The organism is Arthrobacter oryzae (assembly GCF_031454875.1).
GTDB classification, from domain to species: domain Bacteria; phylum Actinomycetota; class Actinomycetes; order Actinomycetales; family Micrococcaceae; genus Arthrobacter; species Arthrobacter oryzae_D.
Window position 1 is genome coordinate 175,755 of sequence record NZ_JAVDRQ010000007.1, and the last position, 24,132, is coordinate 199,886.

Annotated in this window: 26 protein-coding genes; 9 read left to right on the top strand and 17 right to left on the bottom strand. The window is 66.1% G+C overall.

Annotated elements, in window-relative coordinates:
- The first annotated feature begins 277 nt into the window (after nucleotides 1–277).
- Nucleotides 278–1,135 carry an alpha/beta fold hydrolase gene (locus J2805_RS14355; protein ID WP_309977321.1) on the top strand — a complete coding sequence of 286 codons (858 nt, stop codon included), beginning with the start codon at nucleotides 278–280 and terminating at the stop codon, nucleotides 1,133–1,135.
- A 4-nt stretch (nucleotides 1,136–1,139) separates the two neighbouring features.
- On the opposite strand, the gene J2805_RS14360 is transcribed toward J2805_RS14355, so the two are convergent.
- The 4 genes from J2805_RS14360 to ctaD form a co-directional block, all read right to left on the bottom strand.
- Nucleotides 1,140–1,463, bottom strand: a complete 324-nt coding sequence (locus tag J2805_RS14360; RefSeq protein ID WP_309977322.1) for a hypothetical protein — start codon at nucleotides 1,461–1,463, stop codon at nucleotides 1,140–1,142.
- Nucleotides 1,464–1,466: 3 nt separating this feature from the next.
- Nucleotides 1,467–1,739, bottom strand: a complete 273-nt coding sequence (locus J2805_RS14365) for a helix-turn-helix domain-containing protein (RefSeq protein ID WP_309977324.1) — start codon at nucleotides 1,737–1,739, stop codon at nucleotides 1,467–1,469.
- The gene (locus J2805_RS14370; RefSeq protein ID WP_309977326.1) at nucleotides 1,739–2,239 is read right to left on the bottom strand and encodes a DUF2975 domain-containing protein; all 501 of its coding nucleotides are present in this window, start codon (nucleotides 2,237–2,239) and stop codon (nucleotides 1,739–1,741) included. The genes J2805_RS14365 and J2805_RS14370 overlap by 1 nt, the downstream gene beginning before the upstream one ends.
- 133 nt (nucleotides 2,240–2,372) lie before the next feature.
- Complete coding sequence (gene ctaD, locus J2805_RS14375) at nucleotides 2,373–4,127, bottom strand: aa3-type cytochrome oxidase subunit I (protein ID WP_309977328.1); 1,755 nt, start codon at nucleotides 4,125–4,127, stop codon at nucleotides 2,373–2,375.
- Nucleotides 4,128–4,327: 200 nt separating this feature from the next.
- On the opposite strand from ctaD, the gene J2805_RS14380 reads away from it, so the two are divergent.
- Nucleotides 4,328–4,663 carry a cupin domain-containing protein gene (locus J2805_RS14380; RefSeq protein WP_309977330.1) on the top strand — a complete coding sequence of 112 codons (336 nt, stop codon included), beginning with the start codon at nucleotides 4,328–4,330 and terminating at the stop codon, nucleotides 4,661–4,663.
- A 22-nt stretch (nucleotides 4,664–4,685) separates the two neighbouring features.
- On the opposite strand, the gene J2805_RS14385 is transcribed toward J2805_RS14380, so the two are convergent.
- Nucleotides 4,686–6,329, bottom strand: coding sequence for a glycoside hydrolase family 53 protein (locus J2805_RS14385; protein ID WP_309977332.1), 1,644 nt, complete (start codon nucleotides 6,327–6,329; stop codon nucleotides 4,686–4,688).
- 276 nt (nucleotides 6,330–6,605) lie between these two features.
- Here J2805_RS14385 and J2805_RS14390 point away from each other — a divergent pair, with 276 nt between their 5' ends.
- The 5 genes from J2805_RS14390 to J2805_RS14410 all read left to right on the top strand — a co-directional run bounded on the left by J2805_RS14390 (nucleotide 6,606) and on the right by J2805_RS14410 (nucleotide 10,576).
- Nucleotides 6,606–6,911 (top strand): hypothetical protein, encoded by a 306-nt coding sequence (locus tag J2805_RS14390; protein ID WP_309977334.1) that lies wholly within the window; start codon nucleotides 6,606–6,608, stop codon nucleotides 6,909–6,911.
- 91 nt (nucleotides 6,912–7,002) lie between these two features.
- Nucleotides 7,003–8,361, top strand: a complete 1,359-nt coding sequence (locus J2805_RS14395) for an MFS transporter (protein WP_309977336.1) — start codon at nucleotides 7,003–7,005, stop codon at nucleotides 8,359–8,361.
- A gap of 192 nt (nucleotides 8,362–8,553) precedes the next feature.
- On the top strand, nucleotides 8,554–9,159 hold the full coding sequence (locus J2805_RS14400) for a DUF1326 domain-containing protein (protein WP_309977584.1): 606 nt from the start codon (nucleotides 8,554–8,556) through the stop codon (nucleotides 9,157–9,159).
- Between the two features lie 31 nt (nucleotides 9,160–9,190).
- A complete protein-coding gene (locus tag J2805_RS14405; RefSeq protein WP_309977338.1) occupies nucleotides 9,191–10,084 on the top strand; it encodes a DUF2182 domain-containing protein in 894 nt (297 codons plus the stop codon).
- 78 nt (nucleotides 10,085–10,162) lie between these two features.
- A complete protein-coding gene (locus J2805_RS14410) occupies nucleotides 10,163–10,576 on the top strand; it encodes an ester cyclase (RefSeq protein WP_309977340.1) in 414 nt (137 codons plus the stop codon).
- 120 nt (nucleotides 10,577–10,696) lie between these two features.
- Here the strand turns inward: J2805_RS14410 and J2805_RS14415 are convergent, their stop codons facing one another.
- From J2805_RS14415 to J2805_RS14430, 4 genes are all read right to left on the bottom strand, one after another.
- The gene (locus tag J2805_RS14415; RefSeq protein WP_309977342.1) at nucleotides 10,697–11,986 is read right to left on the bottom strand and encodes an MFS transporter; all 1,290 of its coding nucleotides are present in this window, start codon (nucleotides 11,984–11,986) and stop codon (nucleotides 10,697–10,699) included.
- 246 nt (nucleotides 11,987–12,232) lie between these two features.
- Nucleotides 12,233–12,673, bottom strand: a complete 441-nt coding sequence (locus J2805_RS14420; protein WP_309977344.1) for a VOC family protein — start codon at nucleotides 12,671–12,673, stop codon at nucleotides 12,233–12,235.
- A 46-nt stretch (nucleotides 12,674–12,719) separates the two neighbouring features.
- Nucleotides 12,720–13,184 carry a phage tail protein gene (locus J2805_RS14425; protein ID WP_309977346.1) on the bottom strand — a complete coding sequence of 155 codons (465 nt, stop codon included), beginning with the start codon at nucleotides 13,182–13,184 and terminating at the stop codon, nucleotides 12,720–12,722.
- Nucleotides 13,185–13,217: 33 nt separating this feature from the next.
- A complete protein-coding gene (locus J2805_RS14430; RefSeq protein ID WP_309977347.1) occupies nucleotides 13,218–14,030 on the bottom strand; it encodes a helix-turn-helix transcriptional regulator in 813 nt (270 codons plus the stop codon).
- Between the two features lie 73 nt (nucleotides 14,031–14,103).
- Here J2805_RS14430 and J2805_RS14435 point away from each other — a divergent pair, with 73 nt between their 5' ends.
- Nucleotides 14,104–14,616, top strand: coding sequence for a VOC family protein (locus J2805_RS14435; RefSeq protein ID WP_309977348.1), 513 nt, complete (start codon nucleotides 14,104–14,106; stop codon nucleotides 14,614–14,616).
- Nucleotides 14,617–14,634: 18 nt separating this feature from the next.
- Here J2805_RS14435 and J2805_RS14440 read toward each other — a convergent pair whose 3' ends face one another.
- The 5 genes from J2805_RS14440 to J2805_RS14460 all read right to left on the bottom strand — a co-directional run bounded on the left by J2805_RS14440 (nucleotide 14,635) and on the right by J2805_RS14460 (nucleotide 20,638).
- Nucleotides 14,635–16,317 (bottom strand): alpha-amylase family glycosyl hydrolase, encoded by a 1,683-nt coding sequence (locus J2805_RS14440; protein WP_309977350.1) that lies wholly within the window; start codon nucleotides 16,315–16,317, stop codon nucleotides 14,635–14,637.
- Nucleotides 16,314–17,225, bottom strand: coding sequence for a carbohydrate ABC transporter permease (locus tag J2805_RS14445; protein WP_309977352.1), 912 nt, complete (start codon nucleotides 17,223–17,225; stop codon nucleotides 16,314–16,316). Before J2805_RS14445 ends, J2805_RS14440 begins: the two co-directional genes overlap by 4 nt.
- Entirely contained in the window at nucleotides 17,222–18,244 is a 1,023-nt protein-coding gene (locus J2805_RS14450) for a carbohydrate ABC transporter permease (RefSeq protein WP_309977354.1), read from the bottom strand. Before J2805_RS14450 ends, J2805_RS14445 begins: the two co-directional genes overlap by 4 nt.
- Entirely contained in the window at nucleotides 18,241–19,557 is a 1,317-nt protein-coding gene (locus J2805_RS14455) for an ABC transporter substrate-binding protein (protein WP_309977355.1), read from the bottom strand. The genes J2805_RS14450 and J2805_RS14455 overlap by 4 nt, the downstream gene beginning before the upstream one ends.
- Before the next feature lie 97 nt (nucleotides 19,558–19,654).
- Nucleotides 19,655–20,638, bottom strand: coding sequence for a LacI family DNA-binding transcriptional regulator (locus tag J2805_RS14460; RefSeq protein ID WP_309977357.1), 984 nt, complete (start codon nucleotides 20,636–20,638; stop codon nucleotides 19,655–19,657).
- A gap of 324 nt (nucleotides 20,639–20,962) precedes the next feature.
- Between J2805_RS14460 and J2805_RS14465 the strand changes: the two genes are divergently transcribed.
- Nucleotides 20,963–21,817: an AraC family transcriptional regulator gene (locus J2805_RS14465; RefSeq protein WP_309977360.1), complete on the top strand. Its 855-nt coding sequence runs from the start codon at nucleotides 20,963–20,965 to the stop codon at nucleotides 21,815–21,817.
- Between the two features lie 21 nt (nucleotides 21,818–21,838).
- Here the strand turns inward: J2805_RS14465 and J2805_RS14470 are convergent, their stop codons facing one another.
- The 3 genes from J2805_RS14470 to J2805_RS14480 all read right to left on the bottom strand — a co-directional run bounded on the left by J2805_RS14470 (nucleotide 21,839) and on the right by J2805_RS14480 (nucleotide 24,066).
- Nucleotides 21,839–23,113 carry an MFS transporter gene (locus tag J2805_RS14470; RefSeq protein WP_309977362.1) on the bottom strand — a complete coding sequence of 425 codons (1,275 nt, stop codon included), beginning with the start codon at nucleotides 23,111–23,113 and terminating at the stop codon, nucleotides 21,839–21,841.
- The gene (locus tag J2805_RS14475) at nucleotides 23,110–23,487 is read right to left on the bottom strand and encodes a MarR family transcriptional regulator (protein ID WP_396134367.1); all 378 of its coding nucleotides are present in this window, start codon (nucleotides 23,485–23,487) and stop codon (nucleotides 23,110–23,112) included. The genes J2805_RS14470 and J2805_RS14475 overlap by 4 nt, the downstream gene beginning before the upstream one ends.
- Nucleotides 23,488–23,706: 219 nt before the next feature.
- Nucleotides 23,707–24,066, bottom strand: a complete 360-nt coding sequence (locus J2805_RS14480) for an iron chaperone (protein WP_309977367.1) — start codon at nucleotides 24,064–24,066, stop codon at nucleotides 23,707–23,709.
- Nucleotides 24,067–24,132 lie beyond the last annotated feature (66 nt).

Below are 24,132 nucleotides of genomic sequence, written 5' to 3' on the forward strand. Positions count from 1 at the left end.
TCCAAATTCATGCCAGAGTCTTCGTGGAGGTTACGTCAGTCATGCAGAATTTCGTCTGGAATCACGGCCAATGCTCGGCGATTCGGCATTACCGGGCGGCCTGAGCATCCAACCGGTAACCTTAGTTGGTATTCCAAACCGCATCAGGTCTCCGCGGCAAAAGAAGCCGGCGGCAGGCACGCGGGCAGAATCAGGGGTATGCCCGCAGCCAGCCTGGCGCGGCGGCTCGGTGCCATGCTTAACACGTCCACGTTGCCTCAAGCCGAGGGATGAAGCCATGGCCGAAACTGCTGACGCCGTCCTGCACGATGGGACCACCATCCGCATCTCGATTCACGGAGACGGACCGCCGCTCCTGTTGCCCGCCAGCCTCGCGGCACACACGCCGGCGGAAGCCGAAACACTGCGACAGTGGGGCGGCGACCCGGACCTCGGACCCAACCTGGTGAAAGGACTGGAGGGTTCCAACCGGGTCATTGTGGCGGACTACGAGGGCCACCGGATGTCCCATCCGGCGCCGGAGACTCTCACGCCGGAAAACGTGGCCGTGGACTTCCTAGCCATTGCTGATGCAGCCGGCGCCGAGGGGTTCGCGTACTACGGCTATTCCTGGCTGGCATTGAGCGGGCTGCAGCTCGCCATCCGCACCGACCGTCTCCGGGCGCTGGCCATGGGCGGATACCCGCCCCTCGACGGGCCTTACAAAAGCATGCTGGCGGTGACCCGGGCGGCGCACGCGGCGTCAGCCCGGCCCGCAGATCCTGACTCGCCGGCCGCCGCACCGGAGCCGGGCGACTGGGATTCGGCCGTCATCCAAACCAGCGAGGCTCAGACCCGGCAATTCGTGACGCTGTACGAGGCCCTCCAGGACTTCGACGATTCGGCCATCATGCTTCCGCCTGGCTTGCCTCGGCTCGCCTTCGCCGGTGCCGAGGACCGGATCGACTACGGACCCAGGTGGGGCGGCGTCCAGGTGCGGATCGGTGAGCCCCTGGCCGCGCACAGGGCGGCCCTCACCGAGGCCGGATGGGAGGTTGAAGTCCTTCCGGGCATGGATCATCTGGGGGCGATGAACAGTGGAGTGGTGCTGCCCATCCTCGCAGGCTGGCTCCGGAAAGTGGGGTGGGTGAAGTAGGTGGCTAGTGGGCCGAGCGCCGGTTGCGGGCCTGATTGACCAGCCGGGTGAAGGCATAGAGGAAGGCCGCCTCAATCAGCACCATCAGCGCGAGCATCAGCCACTCGCCCTGGCTGACGAAAAAGACCGCTCCGAGGAGGACCAGCACGGTTCCGAGGATTAACGTGTACACGGCGAATCCGAGGGCCACCTTTGCGCTGCGGACTCCCGTCCGGAAGCCAAAGCCCATGGGCTCACCGCCGGGGTAGCCCTCGACGCGGTCAGGAACTCCGGGCTTGAGACTGTCGAACTCATCCCAAAGGTCCCTCTCCTGATCCTGGTTGGCCATACCTCAATTATCCCGCGAATCAGTCGTCATTTCGCTGTCGTCCGCGGTGGTGGACGTCAGCTCGTCCGCATCTCCGGGTTCCCACCGCAGCAGGTCGCCGGGCTGGCACCCAAGCACCTCGCACAGTGCCTCGAGGGTTGTAAAGCGCACCGCTTTGGCCCGGCCGTTCTTGAGCACCGCCAGGTTGGCGGGGGTGATCCCCACGCGGTCGGCGAGTGTGCCCACGGGCATCTTGCGCTTGGCCAGCATCACGTCAATGTCCACGATGATCGGCATCAGATCACCTCGTCCAGTTCGTCCTGCAGGTGCTTGGCTTCGGCGTCGCGGGCCACTGCCTGCGCCAGCAGCATGCGGAGTACGACGACGACGAGGGCCACTCCCGCGATTAGCATGCCCGCCCCGCCGATCAGGAGAACGACGCCGGGGGCTACGCTTTCGCCCGGAGCGAGGACGACGCCGAGCCCGAAGGTGAGCAGGGAAGCCGCTGCGACGGCGCCGGTCACCACGTCCACGTAGCGGAACGCTGCATGCGAGAACACGGTTCCGCGTCGCACCATGGTCAGCAGGCGCCAGACGCAGACCATGGTGACCTGGATGGTCACGATGCCCAGCAGGACGATCACGATGACCGCGGTGCTGGCGGCAGCGATGTCCGGGGTGAAGTCCTCGTTCAGGTCACGGGCCAGCAGGGGCACCATCACAGCCTGCACGAACACCGAGCCGGCGAGTGCCAGCGCCAGGACAATCCGCAGCGCGAGGACGGTCAGCGTTCCCATCAGGGTCTCCTTATTTGTCGTTTATCAATGAGATAGTATCGATATTCGACAGGTCGGGCAAACGCCAAGGTGCTGCAGCCGCAGGGGAGGACTGAGTGCCCAGCGCTATGGATGAAGACGTCCGGCGGTGGGCTTACTCGTCCGGATTCGGACTCCGAACGTCTTTCTCACCGATGTCCGCCGCCCCGAGTACGTCTGCCGCCGGCGAATGCGTGGTCTCGTGTTCGCGCACGCGGAGCTCCGGGTGGTGGAGATCCAGGGCCGGACGCTCGGAACGGATGCGCGGCAGCGACGTGAAGTTATGGCGCGGGGGCGGGCAGGACGTGGCCCACTCCAGCGAGGCGCCGAAGCCCCAGGGATCGTCCACCTCGACCTTTTCGGTGCTGCGCCAGGTGATGTACACGTTCCAGAAGAACGGGATCAGCGAGGCGCCCAGGAGATAGGAACTGATGGTGGAGAACTGGTTCATCCAGGCGAAGTTGTCCTGCGGCATGTAGTCGGCGTAGCGGCGGGGCATGCCCTCGACACCGAGCCAGTGCTGGATCAGGAAGGTTCCGTGGAAACCGAGGAACAGCATCCAGAAGTGGATCTTGCCGAGGCGCTCGTTGAGCATCTTGCCGGTCCACTTGGGCCACCAGAAATAGAAGCCGGCGAACATGGCGAACACCACGGTGCCAAACACCACGTAGTGGAAGTGCGCCACCACGAAGTAGGAGTCCGAGACGTGGAAGTCCAGCGGCGGTGAAGCCAGGATGATGCCGGTCAGGCCGCCGAAGAGGAACGTCGCCAGGAAGCCGATGCTCCACAGCATGGGCGTCTCAAAGGTAAGGGAGCCGCCCCACATGGTGCCGATCCAGTTGAAGAACTTCACGCCGGTCGGTACGGCGATCAGCATGGTCATGAAGGCGAAGAACGGCAGCATGACCGAGCCGGTCACGTACATGTGGTGCGCCCATACGGTCACGGAGAGCGCCGCGATGGCGATGGTCGCGTAGACCAGGCCCTTGTAACCGAAGATCGGCTTGCGGCTGAAGACCGGGAAGACCTCCGAGACGATGCCGAAGAACGGCAGGGCGATGATGTACACCTCGGGGTGGCCGAAGAACCAGAACAGGTGCTGCCAGAGGACGGCACCACCGTTCTCCGGATCATAGATGTGTGCACCAAACTTGCGGTCGGCGCCCAGGGCGAACAGGGCTGCTGCCAGCGGCGGGAAGGCCATGATCACCAGGATGGCGGTGACCAGCGTGTTCCAGGTGAAGATCGGCATGCGCCACATGGTCATGCCCGGGGCACGCATGCAGATGATGGTGGTGATGAAGTTGACCGCGCCGAGGATGGTGCCGAAGCCGGACAGCGCGAGGCCAAAGACCCACAGGTCACCGCCCACTCCAGGCGTAAACGTCGTATTGTTCAGCGGTGCATAGGCGAACCAGCCGAAAGCAGCAGCGCCCTGCGGGGTGATGAAGCCGGAGACGGCGATCGTGGAGCCGAACAGGAAGAACCAGAACGCCAGCGCGTTCAGCCGGGGGAACGCGACATCCGGGGCGCCGATCTGCAGCGGCATGATGACATTGGCGAACCCGGCGAACAGCGGGGTGGCGAACATCAGCAGCATCACCGTGCCGTGCATGGTGAACAGCTGGTTGTACTGCTCCTTGGTCTGCAGGACCTGCATGCCCGGTTCGAAGAGCTCGGCGCGGATCAGCAGCGCCATAACGCCGCCCAGGCAGAAAAATATAAAGGATGCAATCAGGTACAGATACCCGATGGTCTTGTGGTCCGTTGTGGTGATCCAATTGACCACAAGGCGTCCCTTGCGCTTCGGCACCACCCGGGAGTAAGCGGTGGGGGCCGCAGTTCCGGAGACGTAATCATAAGTGGCCATGACCGGCTCTTTCCCGTCGTGCATCCAGTGCCGCCGTGTGGCTTCAGCAGCTCGTACCCGCCGGCTGTGCACAGGGCCGGAAGGAAGACCTCATCCCGAGGTAGGTCCCGGAAAGAGGTGGGATCTCTCTTCGAATTTACTGACGGCGGGTCGCGCTGTCCAGAGGTTGTGCTGGCTGGGCTTCTGAGTACGGTTGCCTCATGCAGAAAATTTCGATTGACGCCCTGGCCAGGCAGCAGTTGGCGGCTGCCCTTGCAGCAAACAACGGGCGGGCTGCGGACACCGTTTATGGCGGACACGAGAAGGTGCTTCGCCAGACCGTCATGGCACTCAGGGCCGGAACGCAGCTGAGCGAGCACCAGAACCCCGGCGATGCCACGGTCTTCGTCCTCCAGGGGAGCCTCCGGCTGCGGGCCGGCGAGAATTCCTGGGACGGCAAGCCCGGTGACCTGCTGATCGTGCCGGAAGGGCTGCACAGCCTGGAAGCTGAAGAGGACTCGACGTTCCTGTTCACCGTGGCGAAGGCTGCGAACTAGCGCCTGACCGCAGCGGCCAGGATCAGCGCTTGACGTCCGGATCCGGCGCGTATTCCTGCAGGGCAGGCAGGGCGCGGCCATCGAAGTCGAACATGGCCTGGTTTTCCCACGCGTTGCCGGTGGTGGGATCGGCGGGATCCCAGCCGTTGCCCTTAACCGCCGTCCAGGCGGGCTCCCAGGACACGACGCCGAGTCCCCGGCCGCCGGGGGCGGAGGCGACCACGTCCTGCACGGCCCGGAAATTTGCCGCCTGTCCCTCGGGCGTCGCCGGGTAGCCGGGAACCAGCTGGCCCTGGCTGCTGATGACGTTCTCCCACGGATCAACGGAATCGTCCGCAAGCGTGAACGGGTAGGAGTTTTCGACGACGATGACGTCCCGGTCGTAGCGGGCGGACAGGGTGGTGATGGCGTTCTGCAGGTCGGCCATGGATCCGTGCCAGTAGCCGTAGTAGGACAGCCCGATGGTGTCGAACTGGACACCCCGCTTCGAGACCTCGTCGAACCACCAGGCGAGGCCGCCGATGCCGTTGTTGATGTTGGTCAGGTGCAGGATGACATCCGTCTGCGCACTGACGTCCTTCGCAGCACGCGAGCCGGCCGAGAGGAACAGCGCCAGGTTGTCCCACTGCGCACCCTTCACGTCGTCCGCGGGGTTGACGTCCCAGGTCTGGCCTAGGGGCCAGAGCATGCCGGGGTTGATTTCATTGCCCACCTGGACGGAGTCCGCCGTGGCGCCGGCGTCCTTCAGCGCGGTCAGCACCTCGAAGGTGTGGGCATACACGGCATCCGCCAGCTCCTGCGGGTTCAGGCCGGCCCAGGCTGCAGGTGTTCCCTGGGCGCCGGGGTCTGTCCAGCGATCGCTGTAGTGGAAGTCAACAAGGACCTTCATGCCTGCGGCCTTGGCACGCTTGGCTGTGGCCACCACCTCGTTCGTAGTGTTGTAGCCGTCAGCCGGATTGACCCACACCTTGAGCCGGACCATGTTGGCGCCCGCATCGGCGAAGGCTTCGACAGCGTCGACACGCGTGCCGCTGGCATCGAAGTAGGCCGCGCCCTTGTCCTCATTTTTGGCCAGGTTGGAAAGGTCGGCGCCCCGGACTGCCCGCTGGACCGATCCCGGCGTGAGTGTGACGTCGTCAATGACAGCCCAGTCGCCGGCCGTGCCGCGGGTCTCGATCACAATCTCGCAGGCGCCCTTCGTGACGTAGGCATCTGCCGAGATCTGCAGCCACGCGCCGTCCTGCGCGGTGGACGGCAGGACCGTTTCGCCGTCCACCCCGCAGTTCTTCAGGCCGATCCGTGATGCGCCCAATGTTCCTTCGGCCTTAACCCGTGCTGACAAGGTCCACCAGCCTTCGGTCAGGTTTCGGGTCTTCTGACGTGCCGTGACAGTGCCATCCGCGTCGAGGCGCTGGCTGAGTTGTGCATTCCCGCCGGCGCCCCCAATGGTTGTGGAAGCAGGCTTTCCGGTGACTTTCCAGCCCTGCAGGCCACTGGCGAAGTCGCCGTTGGCGATGGTCCCGCTGGCCGCTGCGGCCGGGTTCTCCGCCGCAGCCGGTGCGATCCCGGCCGGCAGTGCCAGCACCGTGAGCAGCGACGCCGCCACCACCGCTGAACGTTGGTGCCGCTTCGCCCTGGGGTGAAGTTTCGTGTGGTGCCTTTTCATGTCGTCCTCCCTGACGGTATGAAGTGAATCCTGAGCCAACTGTGTGCGCTCCCAGTTCTAGCACACGAGTATTCCTTGACTATAGAGCGAATCAAAATCAGCTCGATCTGATTTCGCATGGAATACTGGGAGCGTTTACGGACTGGTTTCGGTGCCCAGCCTGCGGGGGCGGGCTTCCCGAAACAGCACCGGAGCGCGGCTATCCTCGAGCCCTACCGGGATGGCGCTGGACGGCCTATGGTGAGTCTGACCTAGCACGAGGGAAAGGAACCAAAGATGTTCACCCTGCAGATAAGCTATCCGGTCCGGGACTACGAGGCCTTCAAGAAAGTATTCGACAGCGATCCCGCAGCCCGCGCCGCCTCGGGCGCCAGGTCTGTCCGCCTGTTCCGGGATACAGAGGACCGGGACAGCGTGGCCGTGCTCCTTGACTTCGACACCAAGGACGCTGCGACCGCTTTTCTGGAGCGGCTCCGCAGCGAGGTGTGGGACAAGCCGGAAGTGATAGGGCAGCTGATGTCGGCGCCCCCGTCAGCCAGGATCCTGGAGGAGGTTGCCCGCGAGGGGCAGGGCGCGGGCTGACCGCTCCGACTCCGGTGGACCCCTCCTCGGCAGGATGAATTAGCCGTAACCAAGTTCTGCCTCCCGCGCCGATGTGGGACAGACTGTTTCCGTGAGCAACAAACCCCGGACAGCCCTTGCCGTAGCAGGCCTCAGCCTCGGCACGTCGCTGAACCCGCTGAACTCGTCCATGATCGCCGTCGCCCTGGTGGTGCTGCGCGCGGATTTCGGGCTCGACGTCGCCACGGTCACCTGGGTGATCACGGCGTTCTACCTCACCTCCGCGGCGGGCCAGCCGCTGATGGGCCGGCTGGCGGACCGCTTCGGTCCGCGGCGCCTGTTCACGTTCGGGATGGTGCTGGTGGCGGTGACCTGTGCGCTGGCTCCGTTCGCGCCGAACTTCGCCCTGCTCTGCGTTGCCCGTGCCTTCATGGCGCTCGGCACGGCCACCGCGTACCCGAGCGCCGTCGTCATCGTCGGGGCACTGGCCAGGACCGCGAATGTGAAGTCCACCCGGCCGCTCGGCCGGATCCAGATGGCCAACACATCCGCTGCGGCGGTGGGCCCGGTGGTGGGCGGGCTGCTGGTGAGCCTGATCGGCTGGCAGGCGCTGTTCCTGGTCAACGTGCCGCTCGCGCTGGCGGCACTGCTCGTTGTGTGGAAGTTCGCCCCGGTGGACGCGGACCGCGAGCGCGGGAGCGCCGCGGAGCTGCTGCGCGACTCGGACATCCCCGGCATCCTGGGTTTCGTGGGATCCCTGATGCTCATCATGATGGCCCTGCTGAACGTGCTGCCGGACGTGCGCTGGTGGCTTTTGGCCGGCGGGACGGTGCTGGCGGCGCTGTTCGTCTGGCGCGAGCTGAGGTTCAGCCCGCCATTCCTGGACCTGCGGCTGCTCGGCCGGAACCGCCCTTTGCTGCTGGTCTACCTCGGCTTCGCCGTGTTCAACGGCATCTACTATTTTGCGTTCTTTGGCCTGCCGCAGCTGCTGCAGGAAGCGGCCGGCTACGATCCCGGCGTCGTGGGTCTGCTGATGCTGCCGCTGGCAGCGATGTCCGTGATCGCGACGCCGTTCGCGGTCCGCGCGATCGAACGCTTCGGTGTGCGCCGGGTGCTGATTGCCGGGGTGCTGTTCCTGGTGGCCGCCGCGGGGACCATGTGGCTGCTGACCGCCTCCTTCGCCATCCCGCTGGTGCTGGTGCTCACCGCGCTGATGGGCATTCCGTGGAGCGTGGTGAGCATCGCGTCCAGCCAGGGCATGTACGTCTCCACCCAGCCGCACGAACGCGGAGTGGCCGCCGGCATCTTCCAGACCTGCCGCTACCTCGGCGCCATCACGGCCACGGTGATGATCGGCATCTTCTACGGGAGCGGCGTAAACCAGGCCAACTGGGGCCTGATGGTGATTGCCATGCTGGTGCTCGGCGGCGTCGCGTTCGGCGTCACGCTGCTGTGGCGGGAGCGGAAATAGCCTGCCGGAAGCGGTGCGGAACACGCCCTTGACGGCGCCGCGGCAACCGGGACCAACGGCATCTTGACAGGCGATTTGCGCAGGAATAACGTGCGCCTTAACAGGGTGCTCTGCCCTGTGTATTTCGGCGCTGACCCTGGGCCGGTTCTGCTTGGCGACAGCGCCAGCGAGGAGGGTCCTGTGTCTTGGGAAATGTCAGGAACGTACGTTGGAAACTGCAATTGCCAGTTGATTTGCCCCTGCCCGATTGACGGGGCGCCCACAGGGCCGGACGGCGAATGCCGCGGCCTGAATATCTTCCATATCGCCAAGGGAAACATGGATGAGACGGACCTGGCCGGCGTCGACTTCGCGTTCTCCAACTGGTTCCCTTCGAACCTCAGCGCAGGTGGCTGGAAGGTGGGAGTGGTCGTCGACGACGGCGCATCGGATGCTCAGGCCACGGCTTTGGAAACCATCCTTCATGGTGAGGCCGGCGGCCCGTTCGCGGATTTTGCGGGGTTGTACGGAGAATGGCTAGGCGTCGAGCGTGCAAGCGTTTCATTCTCTGATGGCGACAGCCCCTCGGGTTCGGTGGCCGGGCGCGCTGACGTCAGATTCGAGCCGCTGCCGGGGCCGGGTGGCGGGTTCACCACCGAGAAGAACGCGATGTTCGGCTTCGCCCCGGAGTTCCGGATCGGAAAGGGACGGGGGCACTCGGACCTCTTTGGCCTCGAGTTCGACGGCGTCTACGGCGAGACGTCCGACTTCACCTTCGCCAGCGAAATGGCCGAGGGCGCCCCGAAGGGCCGGGGCTAAGCGCGGCCGGCCGATGTATCACCGGAAACTGTTGAGGAGGGGCCGGCGCATCTTTGCGCGCGCCGCCCTCTCCGGTTCTACTGCCCCGTCCGGGCTCGCCGCCGCTTCCCCCGTCAGCCCCACGCCAACGGCGCCAAGCCCGTCAGCGGCTGCTTCGGTCCCGGCAGGAGCCCGGATCGACCCGCGGGAGATCGGCCTGATCGCCACGTTGCTGATTTTGGCTGCAGTGAGTTGGGTGGTGACGTCCACCCAGCTGAGCGGAATGGACATGGGCCGGTGGACGGACCCGGGACCGCTAGGATTCTTCGTCACTACCTGGGTAGTGATGCTGGCGGCCATGATGTTCCCGTCCGTGGCGCCTATGGTGGTGGCCTACTCCAGGATCCAGAACCACCGGCGCAGGCAGGGGCGGTATGCCCCGGCCGGCTCTACTGCGGTGTTCGTGGCAGGGTATCTCGTCGCCTGGACAGTGTTCGGGGTGCTGGCCTACGGGCTCTACAACGCAGTGGCGTCGCTGCTTCCCGGCTTCTTCGGCTCGGACCAGGGCGGCCGCTATCTGGCCGTCGCAGTGATCCTGGTGGCGGCGGCCTACCAGCTGACGCCCGCCAAGAACGTCAGCCTGATGAAATGCCGGAACCCCATGGACTTCCTCCTGCACGGCCTGCGCCCGGGCTACAGCGGCGCGCTGCGCATGGGGATCGAGCACGGGGCTTGGTGTGTCGCCTGCTGTTGGGCGCTGATGGTTGCCCTGTTCGCCCTCGGGGTGATGAGCCTTGGCTGGATGGCGCTGATCGGGGCCTTCATCGCGGGGGAGAAGATGCTGCCCTGGAAACGGCTGGCCAACCGCTCCATCGCGGTGGCGCTCGCCGTGATTGCACTCGGGGTGGCGATCCTGCCCGCAGCGACGGGCGGAATGGCGATGTAGGCCGGCCGCCCTGCCCAACGTGCGGCGGCCGCGGACCCGGGGAATTCTGACCGGTCTCACTCAACAAAGGAGCGGACGATGGCTGAAGGGTCTGGACTGATGCGGCGGTTTTACGAAGAAGTGCTGGTCGGCGGGAATCTCGACCTGATCGATGAATCGGTGCTGGAGGGCATGCAGGATCACGAGGACCCCATGCCGGGGCAACCTCCGGGAAAGGACGGAGTCAAGTTCTACGTCAACGCCATGCGCACGGCGTTTCCCGACCTCACCGTCAAAATGGATCCCGTGCTCGCCGATGGTGAACTCGAGGCCTCCCATGTTGTGCTGTCCGGCACGCACACGGGGGAGTTCCTGGGTATTCCGGCCAGCGGCAAGAACGTGGAATTCAGCAGCGTCGACATCATCCGCATCGAGGACGGCAAGGTGGCCGAACACTGGGGCGCATCCGACACACTGAGCCTGATGCAGCAGATCGGGGCGGTTTCGGCCTAGCTGCCAACCGTTCGAAAGATACTGCCAACAGAGTTTCCCGCCGCCGCTCCTAGCCGACGGCGGGAGGCACCACGTGCGGCATCGTCCCGTGGCGGTGCCGCACCCGTCTGTCGGGGAGCCCTAGGCGCGGGCGGAGGCGTCCGTCGCTGCAGCGGCCGGCACATCCACTGCGCCCTTATCAGGCGCGCCCACTGCACCCTGTTCCGTTGCCGCATAGCCCGGCTCCTTCGGCCCGGGCGGATAGGCGTGCCTGTGCCCGGTCACCACAATCACCAGGGCGACGGCGACAGGCACCGCAGCGGCCACCGGCACCAGCAGCGGGCCAGCCGTGGTGAGGGCGGCCGCACCGTAGAGCGCGCCGACGGTGATCCCCAACTGGATGGTCAGGACGGTGAGGCCGTTCGCTGCCTCGCGGTACTCTTTGCCGGCCCGGAGGATGGCGGACTGGTTGTAGATGCCGATCGCGCCGAAGGCCGCTCCCCAGACTGCCATCAGCACCAGGGCGCCGGGGACGGTGACCCCGCCCAAAGGCAGCAGGAGGAACACAACGGCCACCACCGCCGTCGTGATCAGCAGTGAACGGCGCGGCCGCATATCCACGGTGATGCCGGCGATCCAGATGCCCACCAGCCCGGAGATGCCCAGCACGGTGAGGGACAGGGTGATGCTGTAGTCGGGCAGCCCGGCTTCGCGGAGGAACGGCGCGATGAACGTGAACAGCGCGAAGTGCGCCATCAGCATCAGCGGCCACGCAATGGCCACTGACATCACACCCGGCTGGGTGGCCGCCTTGCGCAGTGACGGCCTCGGCGCGTCCGGGATCCGGCGGACCGCGGGCAGCAGCCACATGGCCAGGGCGGCGAGGACGACGCTGGTGCCCGCCAGCAGGAGGAAGGACGCACGCCAGCCGATCAGTCCGCCCAAAGCGGTTCCCAGCGGGGCGCCGATGGCCAGGCCCAGGCTGTTGCCGCTGAAGACGATGGCCATCGCCTTGCCCACCTTGTGCGCCGGGACAATGCGCGCCACGAACGGGGCCATGGTGGTCCAGAGCAGGCCGTGGGCGATGCCGCCCACCAGCCGGGCCGCGAGGGCGGCCCCGAAGTCGGACACCAGGCCCACCAGGGCGTTGCTGACGGCGAAGGTCAGGACGAGCGCCACCAGGAGGGTATGCCGGGGGACGCGGGAAAGCAGCATGGCGGCCGGGATCACCGTGGCCACGATCACCGCGGCGTACCCGGCGGTGAGGTAGCCCGCTACGGGTTCGGACACGTTGAGGCCGGCGCTGATCTGGGGAAGCAGGCCGGAGGGCAGGAGTTCGGTGGTGATGGCGGTGAAGCCGATCATAGACAGCACCAGCAGGGCGCCGAAAGGCATGCGGGTGCGCGCGGAAGCGGAGGTCGCGGGAGGCACGGGTGAAGGGTCCTTTTCAGGGAGTGGGGAAGGACTGCGGCGCCGGTTGCCGGGGTCCTTCAATCAAATTACCTGATTTATTCGACGTGAGGCAGGGTCTGCCAGACCCACCTTCACGCCCCGCGAGCTGGGCGGCGGCTCGAGGTAGGGCAGCAGGCCTTCGAGGACCCACGTTGCGCGACTGCCAGGGCCGTCAGAGGCAGTCCGTGGTCCTCCAGTTCCGTCATGGGATCTCGACGGCGGGGGTCAGCCGATACGCTCGGCCAGGGACACGATGATCCCCTCCGGACCGCGCACGTAGGCCATCCGCCAGACGTCCTCGTACTGACCGATGCCGCCCACAAGCCCGTAGCCGTCCGCGGCCAGCCCGTCGACGGCGGCCTGGAGGTCGTCCACCTCGAAGGACACGTTGCGCAGCCCCAGTTCGGTGGACATCGCGGCGGGTGACCCGGGCTCGTGGTCGGGTTGGATAAAGCTCGACAGCTCCACGCCGGCGCCTCCGTCGGGCGGCCGCAGCATGACAATCTCGCTGCGGGAGTCGGGGATGCCGATGACGGTGTCAACGAACTCGCCCTCCATCGACATCCGGCCCTCGACTTCGAGGCCCAGCCCGACGAAGAACGCAGTTGCCCTGTCGAGGTCCGCAACGGTGATGCCGACGTGGTCGAAGCGTCGTATATGTGTCATGGGGCCATCCTCCTGTGTTTCGCCTGAGATCCGTCTGTGGGCCGGGTCAGTACTCGCCCTTGATGACAAAGTAGGAGCCGCGGATAACGCCCGCCAGCTTGGATTTCTGGCGGGCGAACTTGAACCGCTCCGCCAATTCCTCCGGGATGTCCATGCCGTCGGCAAGTTTGAACCCGACTGCCCGCTTTCCGCCGTCCTCGATGCTGTACATGACGTTGATCGCCAGCCCCGACTCATAGAAAACGTAGGCCATCCGCAGACCGTCGACGTCGAAGGCGGTCGCTTCCAGCGGGCGGGATCCGATGACGATGTCCCGCTCGTCCCGGAGGATCCGGCTCACCCGGTCCACCACCTCCGGAACCTCGCTTGCGGGGCTCACCGTGAAGACGTGGCCGTACTTGTTCCGGTAATAACGGGCCTCGTTGGCGCGCAGCCCGGCGAGGGCATCGGCCACTGGAGACGATTCCAAACCGACAGTGGAAACGTTCTCGAAGTCAACGGTGTACGGCATGCGGCCTCCTGGTCGGGCGTGGTGGGACCAATGCTAGCGTGACGATGTACTGCCGGCCTGGTCCTGGACGACTGATCGCCGGTAGGTGCTCGGCGTGAAGCCCAGGGTCTTCTGGAAGTCGTTCGTCAGGTGGGCGTGATCGGCATAACCGAGTTCGGCAGCTATCGCCGCAAGGTCTGCTGCCGGGTCGGTCCGTGACCGGTCAGCGGCCTCCTGCAGGCGGCGCCTTCGGATGAGCGCGGACGGGCTCAGGCCGATGTACTTCCGGGCTACCCGTTGAAGGGTTCGTGGCGAAACGAAGAGACGCGCCGCAACGTCCTCGATGCGGATCACGTCGGGGCAGGTTCCGATCATGTCCATCATCGCGTTGGCCAGCAGGCCCTCCTCGGACACCTCCGGATCCTGCGCCACCAGCCAGCCGGTGAACGCCTCCACGGCGCGTTCCCGGCGTTCCCCTGGATCGGATCCGCTCATCGCCTCCGAGACTGCGGCATGAAGATCCGCGAGCGGCAGGCGCACCTGGGCATCCCGCAGGCTCCCCGGATTATCCGTGAAATGCGGAACCGCAGCGGGACGCAGGAGGGCACCAACCGCCCAGCCCCGGCCCGTGAGATCGCGATGCGATCTGCGGGTTGTGGGGCCAGCGAACTCCACCGCATCGTTCTGAACCACGAGGTTGGACGTGGGGAACGCGATCACGTGCTGGCGTGAGGTGTGCCCTGGATCAATGTCCCATTCGGGGATCCAAAACCACTGCACCAGATCCGCGACGGGGGCAGGCGCGGGCACCCGGTGAAAGGTGGGAAGCCTGGCCGGGTAGAGGATTCCCTTGAACGAATCCACCATCGGAGGGCACTCCTTATGCAGGCTGTCGCAATTCTCCAAGCCGCTGGGCTGACCGCTGCGTACCGTGAGATTTATGACTGATACTACAAGCACCGAACTGACCACGGCCGCCGACGGCAGGCACACCACATCCGGTACCCCGCACGGCTTCACGAGCCTCACGCCGTTCCTGGCGATCCGCTCCGCCAAGGAGGCAATCACCTTCTACCGGGACGTTTTCGGCGCGCGCCCTGTCAGCGTCACCGAGATGGGCGGGATCGTGGTCCACGCCGAACTCGACTTCGGCCAGGGGCGGCTCCAAATCGGCGAGCCCAACCCCGACTACCACCTCGTCCCGGCGCCAGTCGGCGACGATGACTGCTACTCCGTGGGCTTCTACTGCGCCGATGCGGACGCGCTCGTTGCGCGCGCCGAGCGGGCCGGGGCCACCGTGCGGGAGCCGCTGTCCACCTTCGTGTCAGGAGACCGGTTCGCCAGCATCCGGGACCCCTACGGCGTGCGCTGGTCCATCATGACCCGCATCGAGGACCTCTCCGAAGAGGAAAGCACGCAGCGCGTTGCCGACTGGGCCGCCAAGCAGGGCTGACCCTACTCCCGCAGCGCCCTACTCCCGAAGCACCCACGCTGCGTTGTCCGGCTGCAGCCAGCCGTCGGTTTCCAGCGGGACAGCGCTCGCGAGCACCGTCCCGGCGGGCAGCCGCACAGGCTCCGATCCCATTGCGACGGCCACCAGGAACTTCGGGCTGCGCTCGCAGATCAGCAGGTTCCCGGCCTCCACACGCCAGCTGCCGCCGTCGTCCGCGGTGAACACGCCGTTCTCCCACAGCTTGCGGCGGAGTCCGACGGCGGCAGTCACCAGCGCGAGCGTGGAACCGGGGTCCTGCTGCTGGGTTTCGACAGCGTGCCGGCCCCAGCCGGCGGGCTGCGGCAGCCACGGAGCCGCTGACTGGGTCGCCGCCGGTCCGGCAGCGGAACCCAGCGAGAACCCGTGGTTGAGCCCCGCATGCCCGGTCCAGGGAAGCGGGACGCGGGCGCCGTCGCGGGTGATGCCGCCGCGGGCCCACATGGGGTCCACCCGGGCACCGACCGGAACGTCCACCTCGGGCAGCCCCAACTCCTGGCCCTGGTAGATGTAGGCCGCGCCCGGCAGTCCGAGCAGTGCCAGCAGGCCCGCCCGGGCCCGGCGCAGACCGAGTTCGCCGCCGCCGAACCGCGTGACTGACCGGACGATGTCGTGGTTCTCGAGCGCCCAGCTGGGTGCGGCGCCGTGCAGCTGCCGGGCCGCCTCGAGCTCCGCCCCGACGGAAGCCCACGCCTCAGGGTCCCAGCCCAGCTTCACGAAGGCGAACGCGAAGGCCTGGTGCATCTCGTCCGCGCGCGTGTAGCGGGCGGCGCGGGCAGGTTCCAGGTTCACCTCGCCGACCAGCAGGCGGTGCGGCTCATACTTCTCGGCGAGGGTGCGCCAGCGGCGGTACACCTCGTGCACCTCCTCCTGGTCCGAGACCAGCGGGTTGGACCGGAGCCCGTCCACGACCGCGGTGGCGGAGGGCGCATCCGGCAGGCCGTCGGCCTTGAAGAGGGCATGGGCGACGTCGATCCGGAGGCCGTCCACGCCCTTGTCGAACCAGAAGCGGAGCACGCCTTCGAAGTAGTCCCCGACGGCCGGATTCCGCCAGTTCCAGTCGGGCTGGCCGGCGGAGAAGAGGTGCAGGTACCACTCGGTGTCCGTAGGCGAACTGCCGCTGTCCGGGTCCGGGTTGGCGCGGCTCCAGGCCTTCCCGCCGAACACGCTCTGCCAGTTGTTGGGCGGCAGGTCGCTGGGGGAGTCCGGGCCGGAACTGCGGCCTTCGACGAAGTGGAAGAGCTCCCGCTCGGGCGAGCCCGGCCCGGCCGCGAGGGCCTGCTGGAACAGCGGGTGGGCCGAGGAGCAGTGGTTGGGGACGACGTCGAGCAGGATCCGCAGGCCGAGCGAGTGGGCGAGCTCCAGGAGTTGGTCGAACTCGGCCATGGTGCCGAAGAGCGGGTCCACGCCGCAGTAGTCGCTGACGTCGTAGCCCTGGTCCACCTGCGGGGAAGGCTGGAACGGCGTCATCCAGATGCCGTTCACGCCGAGGGACGCGATGTACGGCAGGCGGGCAATGAGTCCGGCGAGGTCGCCCACGCCGTCGCCGTTTCCGTCCGCGAACGAGCGCGGATACACCTGGTAGATGACGGCGGACTGCCACCACCCGCCGTCGTGCGCTGCTCCCGTAACAGCCGCGCCGCCGTCGAAACTGGAAGCGCTCATTTGCCGGCCCCTGCGGTGAGGCCTTCCACGATCCGGCGCTGGAAGATCAGCACCATGATCACCAGCGGGACGGTGACGATCACGCCGGCGGCCATCTGTTCGCCGAACGGTGCCTGGAATTCGGTGGCGCCGGTGAACTTGGAGATGGCCACCGTGGCGGTCTGGATTTTGGGGTCGTTGATCATCGAGAGGGCGATGATGAACTCGTTCCAGCTGTGGATGAACGTCAGGATGGCGGTGGTGAACACGCCGGGCGCGGCCAGCGGGAGCAGCACCTTCCGGAAGGCCTGCCACTTGGTGCAGCCGTCGATCATGGCCGCTTCTTCGAGGTCGAACGGCAGCTGTTTCATGAACGTGGTCAGGTTCCAGACGGCGAGCGGGATGGCGAAGGACAGGTTGGGGATGATCATGGCCTGGTAGGTGTTGATCCAGCCGAGGTCCGTGAAGAACCTCAGCAGCGGGACCACCACCGAGATGCCGGGGAACATCGACGTCGCAATAATAACGCCGAGGATCACGGACTTGAACCGGAAGTTCAGCCGGGAGATGGCGTAGGCGGCGAACACACCGAGCACCAGGGCGAACACCGTGGTGGTGCCGGCCACGATCAGGCTGTTGAGCAGGGCCTGGCCGAACATGGTGGAGCCGTCGAATACCTTCACGTAGTTCTCGAGGGAGAACGGTGCGGGCAGGAGGGTGTTGTCGAAGATGTCCGCGGTGCGGCGGAGGCTGGAGACGATCATCCAGTAGAACGGCGCCAGGCAGTAGGCGAAGATCAGCACCAGCCCGGCGTACACGGAGTAGGAGCGCCAGGTGCGCTTTTTCTTCGTCAGGGGAGCGTGCGATGGCGGGCGATTGCCTGTGCGCTTACTGTCACCGGCGAGGCCGCGGAGTTCGGTGATGGTCATCGGGTGGCCTCGGCTTTCTGTGAACGGTTTGCCTTGCGCTTCTTGGAGCCCAGCTTTTTCGCACCCGTGACGTCCGCGCCCAGCACCTTCACGAACACAATCGCGACGACGGCGACGTACAGGAACAGCACGACGGCGAACGCGGAGGCGGAGCCGTAGCGGAGCTGGTTGGATTCGTCCCAGGCGAGCATGGAGAGGGTTTCCACGGATTCCTTCCCGGGCCCGATGAGGACGAACGGGAGGTCGAACATCCGCAGGGCGTCGAGCATGCGGAACAGCACGGCCACCAGGAGCGTGGGCTTGACCAGGGGGAGCGTGATGGAGCCGAGCTGGCGCCACCAGCCGGCGCCGTCGATCTTGGCGGCCTCGTACACTTCCTCGGGGATGATCTGCATGCCGGCCAGGACCAGCAGGCCGATGAACGGTGCGGTCTTCCACACTTCGGCGATGATCACCGCGAGCTTGGAGGCGGTGCCTTCGGCGGTCCAGAGGATCTCGCTGCCCAGCAGGCTGTTGGCGATGCCGTCCGACTGGAAGATCCAGCGCCACAGCAGGCCGGAGACTGCGGTGGGCACGGCCCACGGCACCAGGATGCTGGCGCGGAGGAACGCACGGCCGCGGAAGGCCCGGTTCATGGCCAGCGCCAGGCACAGGCCCAGGACGGTCTCCAGGAACACGGTGGTGACGGTGAAGAACGTGGTGTTGGAGAAGGCGTTGAGGAAGCGCCGGCCGGATTCGCCCACGAACAGGTCCGCGTAGTTCGCCAGGCCCACGAAGGCCTCTCCCTCGGTGACGAACCCGTCCGCGTCCAGGCCGGACTCGGCGCTGAACAGGGACTGGTGGACGGCCGAGATGAGCGGGTACACAATCACCAGGGCCAGCACCAGGAGGGTGGGGGAGAGCAGCATGGCGGCCATGCGGCCCTCGCCGGGCGTGCGGGTTTTTCTGGACCCGCGGCCGGGCGCCTTGCCTGGCGTGCGGGTCTTCAGGCCCCGCGATTCAGTAACTGTGGTGGTCATTTCGCGGTGATCTCTTCAAGCTTGGCCTGCATGTCCTTCAGGGCGGTGTCCGTGTCCTTGGCACCGGTGAGGGCGGCGTAGGCCTCTTCCTGGATGGCCTTGGTGGTGGCGCCGTACTGGACCACCTTGGGGCGCGGCTGGGCGTTGGTCAGGGATTCGAGCAGGGTGGGGAAGAACGGGCGCTTGGCCACAACGGCGGGGTCCTCATACAGTGCGGCGTAGGCCGGTGCACGGGAGCTGAGGGCCAGGCGCTTCTGGGCCTGTTCCTGGCTGGTGAAGAACTTGATGAACTCCAAAGCCGTTGCCTTGTTCTGGGTGAAGGGAGAGACGGCCAGGTTGCGGCCGCCCAGGGTGGAGACGCCGGGGCCCTTGGTGCCGGGGATGGAGGTGATGTTGAACTTGCCGGCCACGGAGCTGGAGCCGTCCGTAGCGCTTAGGGACGAGTAGAGGAACGGCCAGTTGCGCAGGAACACTACTTTGCCGTCCTGGAACGCGCGGCGGCCCTGTTCCTCGAGGTAGGTGATGGCGTCGGACGGGAAGAGTCCGTCCTTGAAGCCGTCCACGAGCTGGGAGAGGCCCTGCTTGGCTTCGGGAGTGTTGACGGTGGGCTTGCCCTCGGCGTCCACGATGCTGCCGCCGGCGGAGGCCACGGCTTCGGAGAAGTTGACGGTGAGGCCCTCGTTCTTGTCGAACTGGCCCGCGTAGCAGGACATGCCCGCGGCTTCGGGGAGGGCCAGGACCTTTTCGCAGGCGGCCTTCATTTCATCCCACGTCTTGGGAGGAGCGGCCACGCCGGCTGACTTCAGCAGGTCGGTACGGTAGTAGAACAGTGCGCCGTCGGTGTAGTACGGGGCGCCGTAGAGGGTGTCCCGGTACTTCGCGGCGTTCACGGTGGCCGGAATCATGTCCGCGGTGGGGATGGCGTCCGCGGGGAGCGGGAGGACCCACTTGTTGGCGGCGAATTCGGAGTTCCAGACCACGTCCAGGTTGAGCACGCTGAACGTGTCCGACTTGATCTGCGCGTTCTGGATGAGCTGCTGGCGCTGCTGGTCGGCGGAATCCGGCAGCTCGATGAAGGTGACCTTCTCGTCCGGGTGCGCGGCGTTCCATTCGTCGATGCTCTTCTGCGCGGCGCCGGAGGCGTCGCGGGAGGAGACGTAGTTGATGGGTCCCTTGCCTTCGAACGCCGCGGCGGCGTTGGTGGCCTTGGATTCCTGCGCGGGTCCGCCGCAGGCCGTGAGCGAGACGGCGGCGGCCGTCACGAGTGCGGTGGTGGTGAGAAGAGTCTGCCAGGTCCGGCGGCGCTGCCTCATGTGTTGCTCCTTCAGGGGGTTTTGGGCATGGGGGAGTACGACGACGGCGGCACGCGTCAGTGCCGGCTGTTGCCGTGGGTTTTGGGTTGGGTTCGGTTTAGAGGGAAGTACAGGGAGGCGCGGTGGAGCCGCGCTCGATCAGTTGGTGCGGCATGATCTTCGGTCCCAGGTCGCGGGAGCGCAGGAGTTTCTTCACCGCCATCCGGCCCATCTCCTCGAGCGGCTGGGCCATGGTGCTCAGGGGCGGGTGGACGTGCAGGGCGGTGGAGGTGTTGTCGAAGCCGAGGACGGAGACGTCTTCCGGGACCCGGCGGCCGCGCTTCTGCAGTTCGTTGACCACGGCGGCACCCATCTCGTCGCTCATGGCGAAGATGGCGGTGAGCCCAGGTTCCTGGTGCAGGAGTTCGTCCAGGCCGGTGGCGCCGCTTTCGTAGAAGAAGCTGCCGGTGGCGGTGACGGGCAGGCACTTCGCTTCGGCCATGGCGCGGAGGTAACCGCGCTGACGTGGTTGTGCCACGTAGATGGAGGCGGGATCGCCGGCGAGCAGGCCGATGCGGCGGTGGCCGAGCTTCAGCAGGTGACGGGTTGCGTCGTAGGCTGCCTGTTCGTCGTCGATTGCCACGCTGGGTGAGCCGGATTTATCGCTGATGGCTACGGAGATGATGGGGATGTTCGGCCCCAGCAGCTGCCGTGTTTCGGGGGTGATGACGGCCGAGATGAGGATGACGCCGGCCGCCCGGTAGGTGCGGAGGGTCCGGAGGTAGCCGGCGATGAACGCCGACTTGGCGCCGGTGCGGCCGAGCATTACGGCGTAGCCGCGCTCCTGGGCTTCCTGTTCGACGCCCAGCATGACCTGCGAGGCGAGGGCATCCGAGACCATGGGGGCCAGGAGCCCGATCACGGAGGTCTGCCGGGTTTTGAGGCCGCGGGCCAGGTAGTCCGTTTCGTAGCTGAGGCTCCGGACTGCGTCCTCCACGCGCTCGCGGGTTTCGGCCGAATACCCCACGAGCCCGTTGACCACCCGCGAAACGGTGGCGGGAGATACGCCGGCGTGCTTGGCGACGTCCCTGATGGTTACCACTGTTGTTTCTCCTCGCGGGTGCTGCTGGGGCTGAATGCTGCTTCACCACGGCGTTACGCAAACGGTTTACGTAATCGGTTTCGTGATCTGCTCCACCAACACTAAACGGAGGGGAACGGGATTGTTGTACGTTTCGTAAACGGGGGTGGTCGAGCCTGCGGAAGCCCGGTGGATCTGCCCGATACCGCCCCGCTTACGGACCACCCGCTTACGGACCACCCGCTTGCGGACGGCCCGCTGCGTGACGTCTGACTTCTTCCGGCCAGAATTGTCGGGCGGCGGGTGGCCGGGCTTTTATAACGTGGAGGGAGGAATGGAGGCAGCATGCAGGAATGGAACCGTGCGATTGAGCTCATCGAGGCAGACCTCTCAGCGCCGGTCGACGTTGGACATCTGGCACAGGTTGCCCTCACGTCGGAGTACCACTTCCGGCGGATGTTCGCCTCCTTGGCGGGTATCCCCTTATCTGAGTACATCAGGCGGCGCCGGCTCACGGCAGCGACAGGCGAAATTGTTGCCGGCCAGCCCGTACTCGATGTGGCGATTCGGTACGGGTACGGGTCAGCTGAGGCGTTCACCCGCGCGTTCAAAGTGATGCACGGCCTGACTCCCTCGCAGGCAAGGCAGCCGGGGGCCATTCTTCATTCGCAACCGCAGTTGCGATTCCACCTCCGTGTTGAAGGGAATACAGACATGAAGCACCGCATAGTAAGCAAAGACGCGTTCCGCCTGGTGGGGAAGAAGGCGCAGGTACGGCTCATTTACGAGGGCCCGAATGCAGAGATCGAGCAGTTTGAGCGGAACCTCGACCCGGCGGTCAGGCCCAAGCTCGCGGAGCTGTCGGACACGGAACCGTACGGGCTGCTGGCCGTCACCGACAACATCGAGCAGCCGGGTGATGAAGGAAGTGCTTTGGACTACTGGCGGGCTGCGGCAACCCTCCAACCGCCTCCGGAGGGTTTCGACTGCATGGAGGTAGCCGCGGGCCTGTGGGTAGTGTTCGAAACGGAAGGTAAGTTTCCCGAAGTGCTGCAGCGCCTCTGGGCCGACGCGGCGGCCGAATGGTTCCCGGCAAATCCGTATCGCTGGGCACCGGGGCCGCAGCTGTTGAGTGTTCAGCCGGACCAGGGAGGCACAACGGGCCGCGGACAGCTGTGGATTCCGATCGAAAAGGCGTGATGCTGGATGCCGTTACCTGGACTAGGCGTCAGAGGCCCTCATGCTTCCGGCCCGTTTTCCGGGGAATGCGGTCCGGAGCTGTGCCCGGAACGTCAGCGGGCTGCGCCGGCTGACTGCGATGACGGAGAGCAGGCCTGTCAGCAGCACGACGGCGCCGCCGCCGGCCACTGACCATCGCGCCCCGAATTCCGTGCCGATCCATCCCATGAGCGGGGCCCCGACGGCGGTGCCGCCCTGGAGGACGGCCAGGTAGAGGGCCAGGACACGCCCCCGGAACTGGGGCTCCACGGAGAGCTGGATGCTGGTGTTGCAGCTGTTCAGGAAGGTGATGGAGGCTAGTCCCACCGGTATCAGCACTGCGGCGTAGAGCCAGAACGACGGCGACACGCTGCCCACCAGTGTAAAGAACCCCAGCCCCAAGGCGCCGCCGAGCAGGAAACGCAGCCGGGGCCCGGACCGGCGGGCAGCGAGCAGCGCCCCGGCCAGGGTTCCGACGGCCATGATGGAGCCCAGCAGCCCGAATTCACCCGGCCCCACCCCGAACTCCGCGGTGGACATCAGCGCGTTGGTGATGGCGAAATTCATGCCGAACGCGCCAAGAACCCCCACCATGACCAAGATGAGCACCAGGTCCGGCCGGTGCCGTACGTAGCGGAGGCCCTCGGCCACCTGGTGCTTGCCCCGGACGGCCAGCGTGGACGGGGCCAGCTCTGAGGTGCGGATCCGGAACAGCGAGATGATGACGGCGGCGAAGCTGGCGGCGTTGAGCAGGAAGACCGGTCCGGTGCCCACCCAGGCAATCAGGACCCCGGCGATGGCAGGGCCGGTGAGCCTGGCGGTGTTGAAGGACGCGGAGTTCAGTGCCACGGCATTGGCCACTTTGTCCTGCCCCACCAGTTCGGAGACGAAGGACTGCCGGGCCGGCGCGTCAATGGCGCTGGCCAGTCCCAGACAGAGCGCGGCCAAGTAGGCGTGCCACAGCTCGGCGGTACCCGTGACCACGAGGAGTCCGATGGCCAGCCCGGTCAGGCCCATGGCCAGCTGTGTCCAGAGGAGGATGATGCGTTTGCGGTAGCGGTCCGCGAGTACCCCGCCGTAGGGGCCGAGCAGCAGCATGGGCAGGAACTGAAGGCCGGTGGTGATGCCGACGGCGGTGCCCGAATGGGCGGTGAGGACGGTCAGGACCAGCCAGTCCTGCGCGATCCGCTGCATCCAGGTGCCGATATTGGAAACGAGCGCCCCGCCTGCCCACACACGGTAGTTGCGGTTTTCGAGGGCCCGGAACATGGCGCTCATTTGGCGGCCAGCTGCTGCATGATGTGGGCGGCGCGGCTCAGGATGTGGCGGTCCTCGTCATTCAGTCCGGCCACGCGTTGGGCCAGCCACGCGGTCCGCTGTTCGCGGGCTTCCGCCAGGACATCCGCCCCGGCTGGCGTGATTCCCACCTGGACCTGGCGACCGTCCAGCGGGTGGGCCGTCCGCGTGACGAAGCCAAGTTCGGTGAGGGCGTTCACAATGCGGGTCATGGACGGCGCCTGTACGTGCTCGCGTATTGCGAGTTCGCGGAGCGTCTGCGGGCCGCTGCCGTGCAGTTGGGCCAGGACCGTGTACTGGCCCGGCGTAATGACGTCTCCGGTTGCTTCCACGCGGAGCCTGCGGGAGGTGCGCATCACCGCCGTCCGAAGGTCGATGGCCAGAATATCCGGCTTGATGCTGTCCCTGGGCTCCTGGTCCGTTGCCGTCACTGTATGTTTCGCCTCCCGCAAATTTACTTAGCAATGCTAATTAGCTCCGCTAACCATTATGCTCCGGCGGAGTGCGGGCGGCAAGCGTGAATGGGCGGGATGTTGTGAAATGCAGCGATAAATGGCGGCGCCGAGGCGGCTGACTCAAACCCTGTCTGAAGGCAGCTGCTGTAGACGCCACGCGATTATCTCGCGGATGAGCTCGATGGGGAGCGGGACATCATGGGGCAGCTGGATGGCGTGCTCGGTGGTTCCGTATGCGGCCAGCTCTGTCGAGAAATGCGCGATCGCGTCTGGAGTCGGGTAGAACCCGACGTGGCGCTTTGTTCCGGTGAAGAAGAACAACGGCTCGGAGCCGAGTTTGAAGGTCGGCATGCGCCAACTGATCGATTCTGCCGCTTCATCGGGCACGGCCGACCGGATCAGTTCGTACACGGTCAGCAGCCGATGCCGTACATCACCGTCGTACCCGTCGATGTACTCGATGATCGAACTCGCTGTCATGGTGGTCTCCCTTTTCGCCACGTCATGTGGGGCGACGGTCGCATCTTGAGCGATGGTGCACGCCGG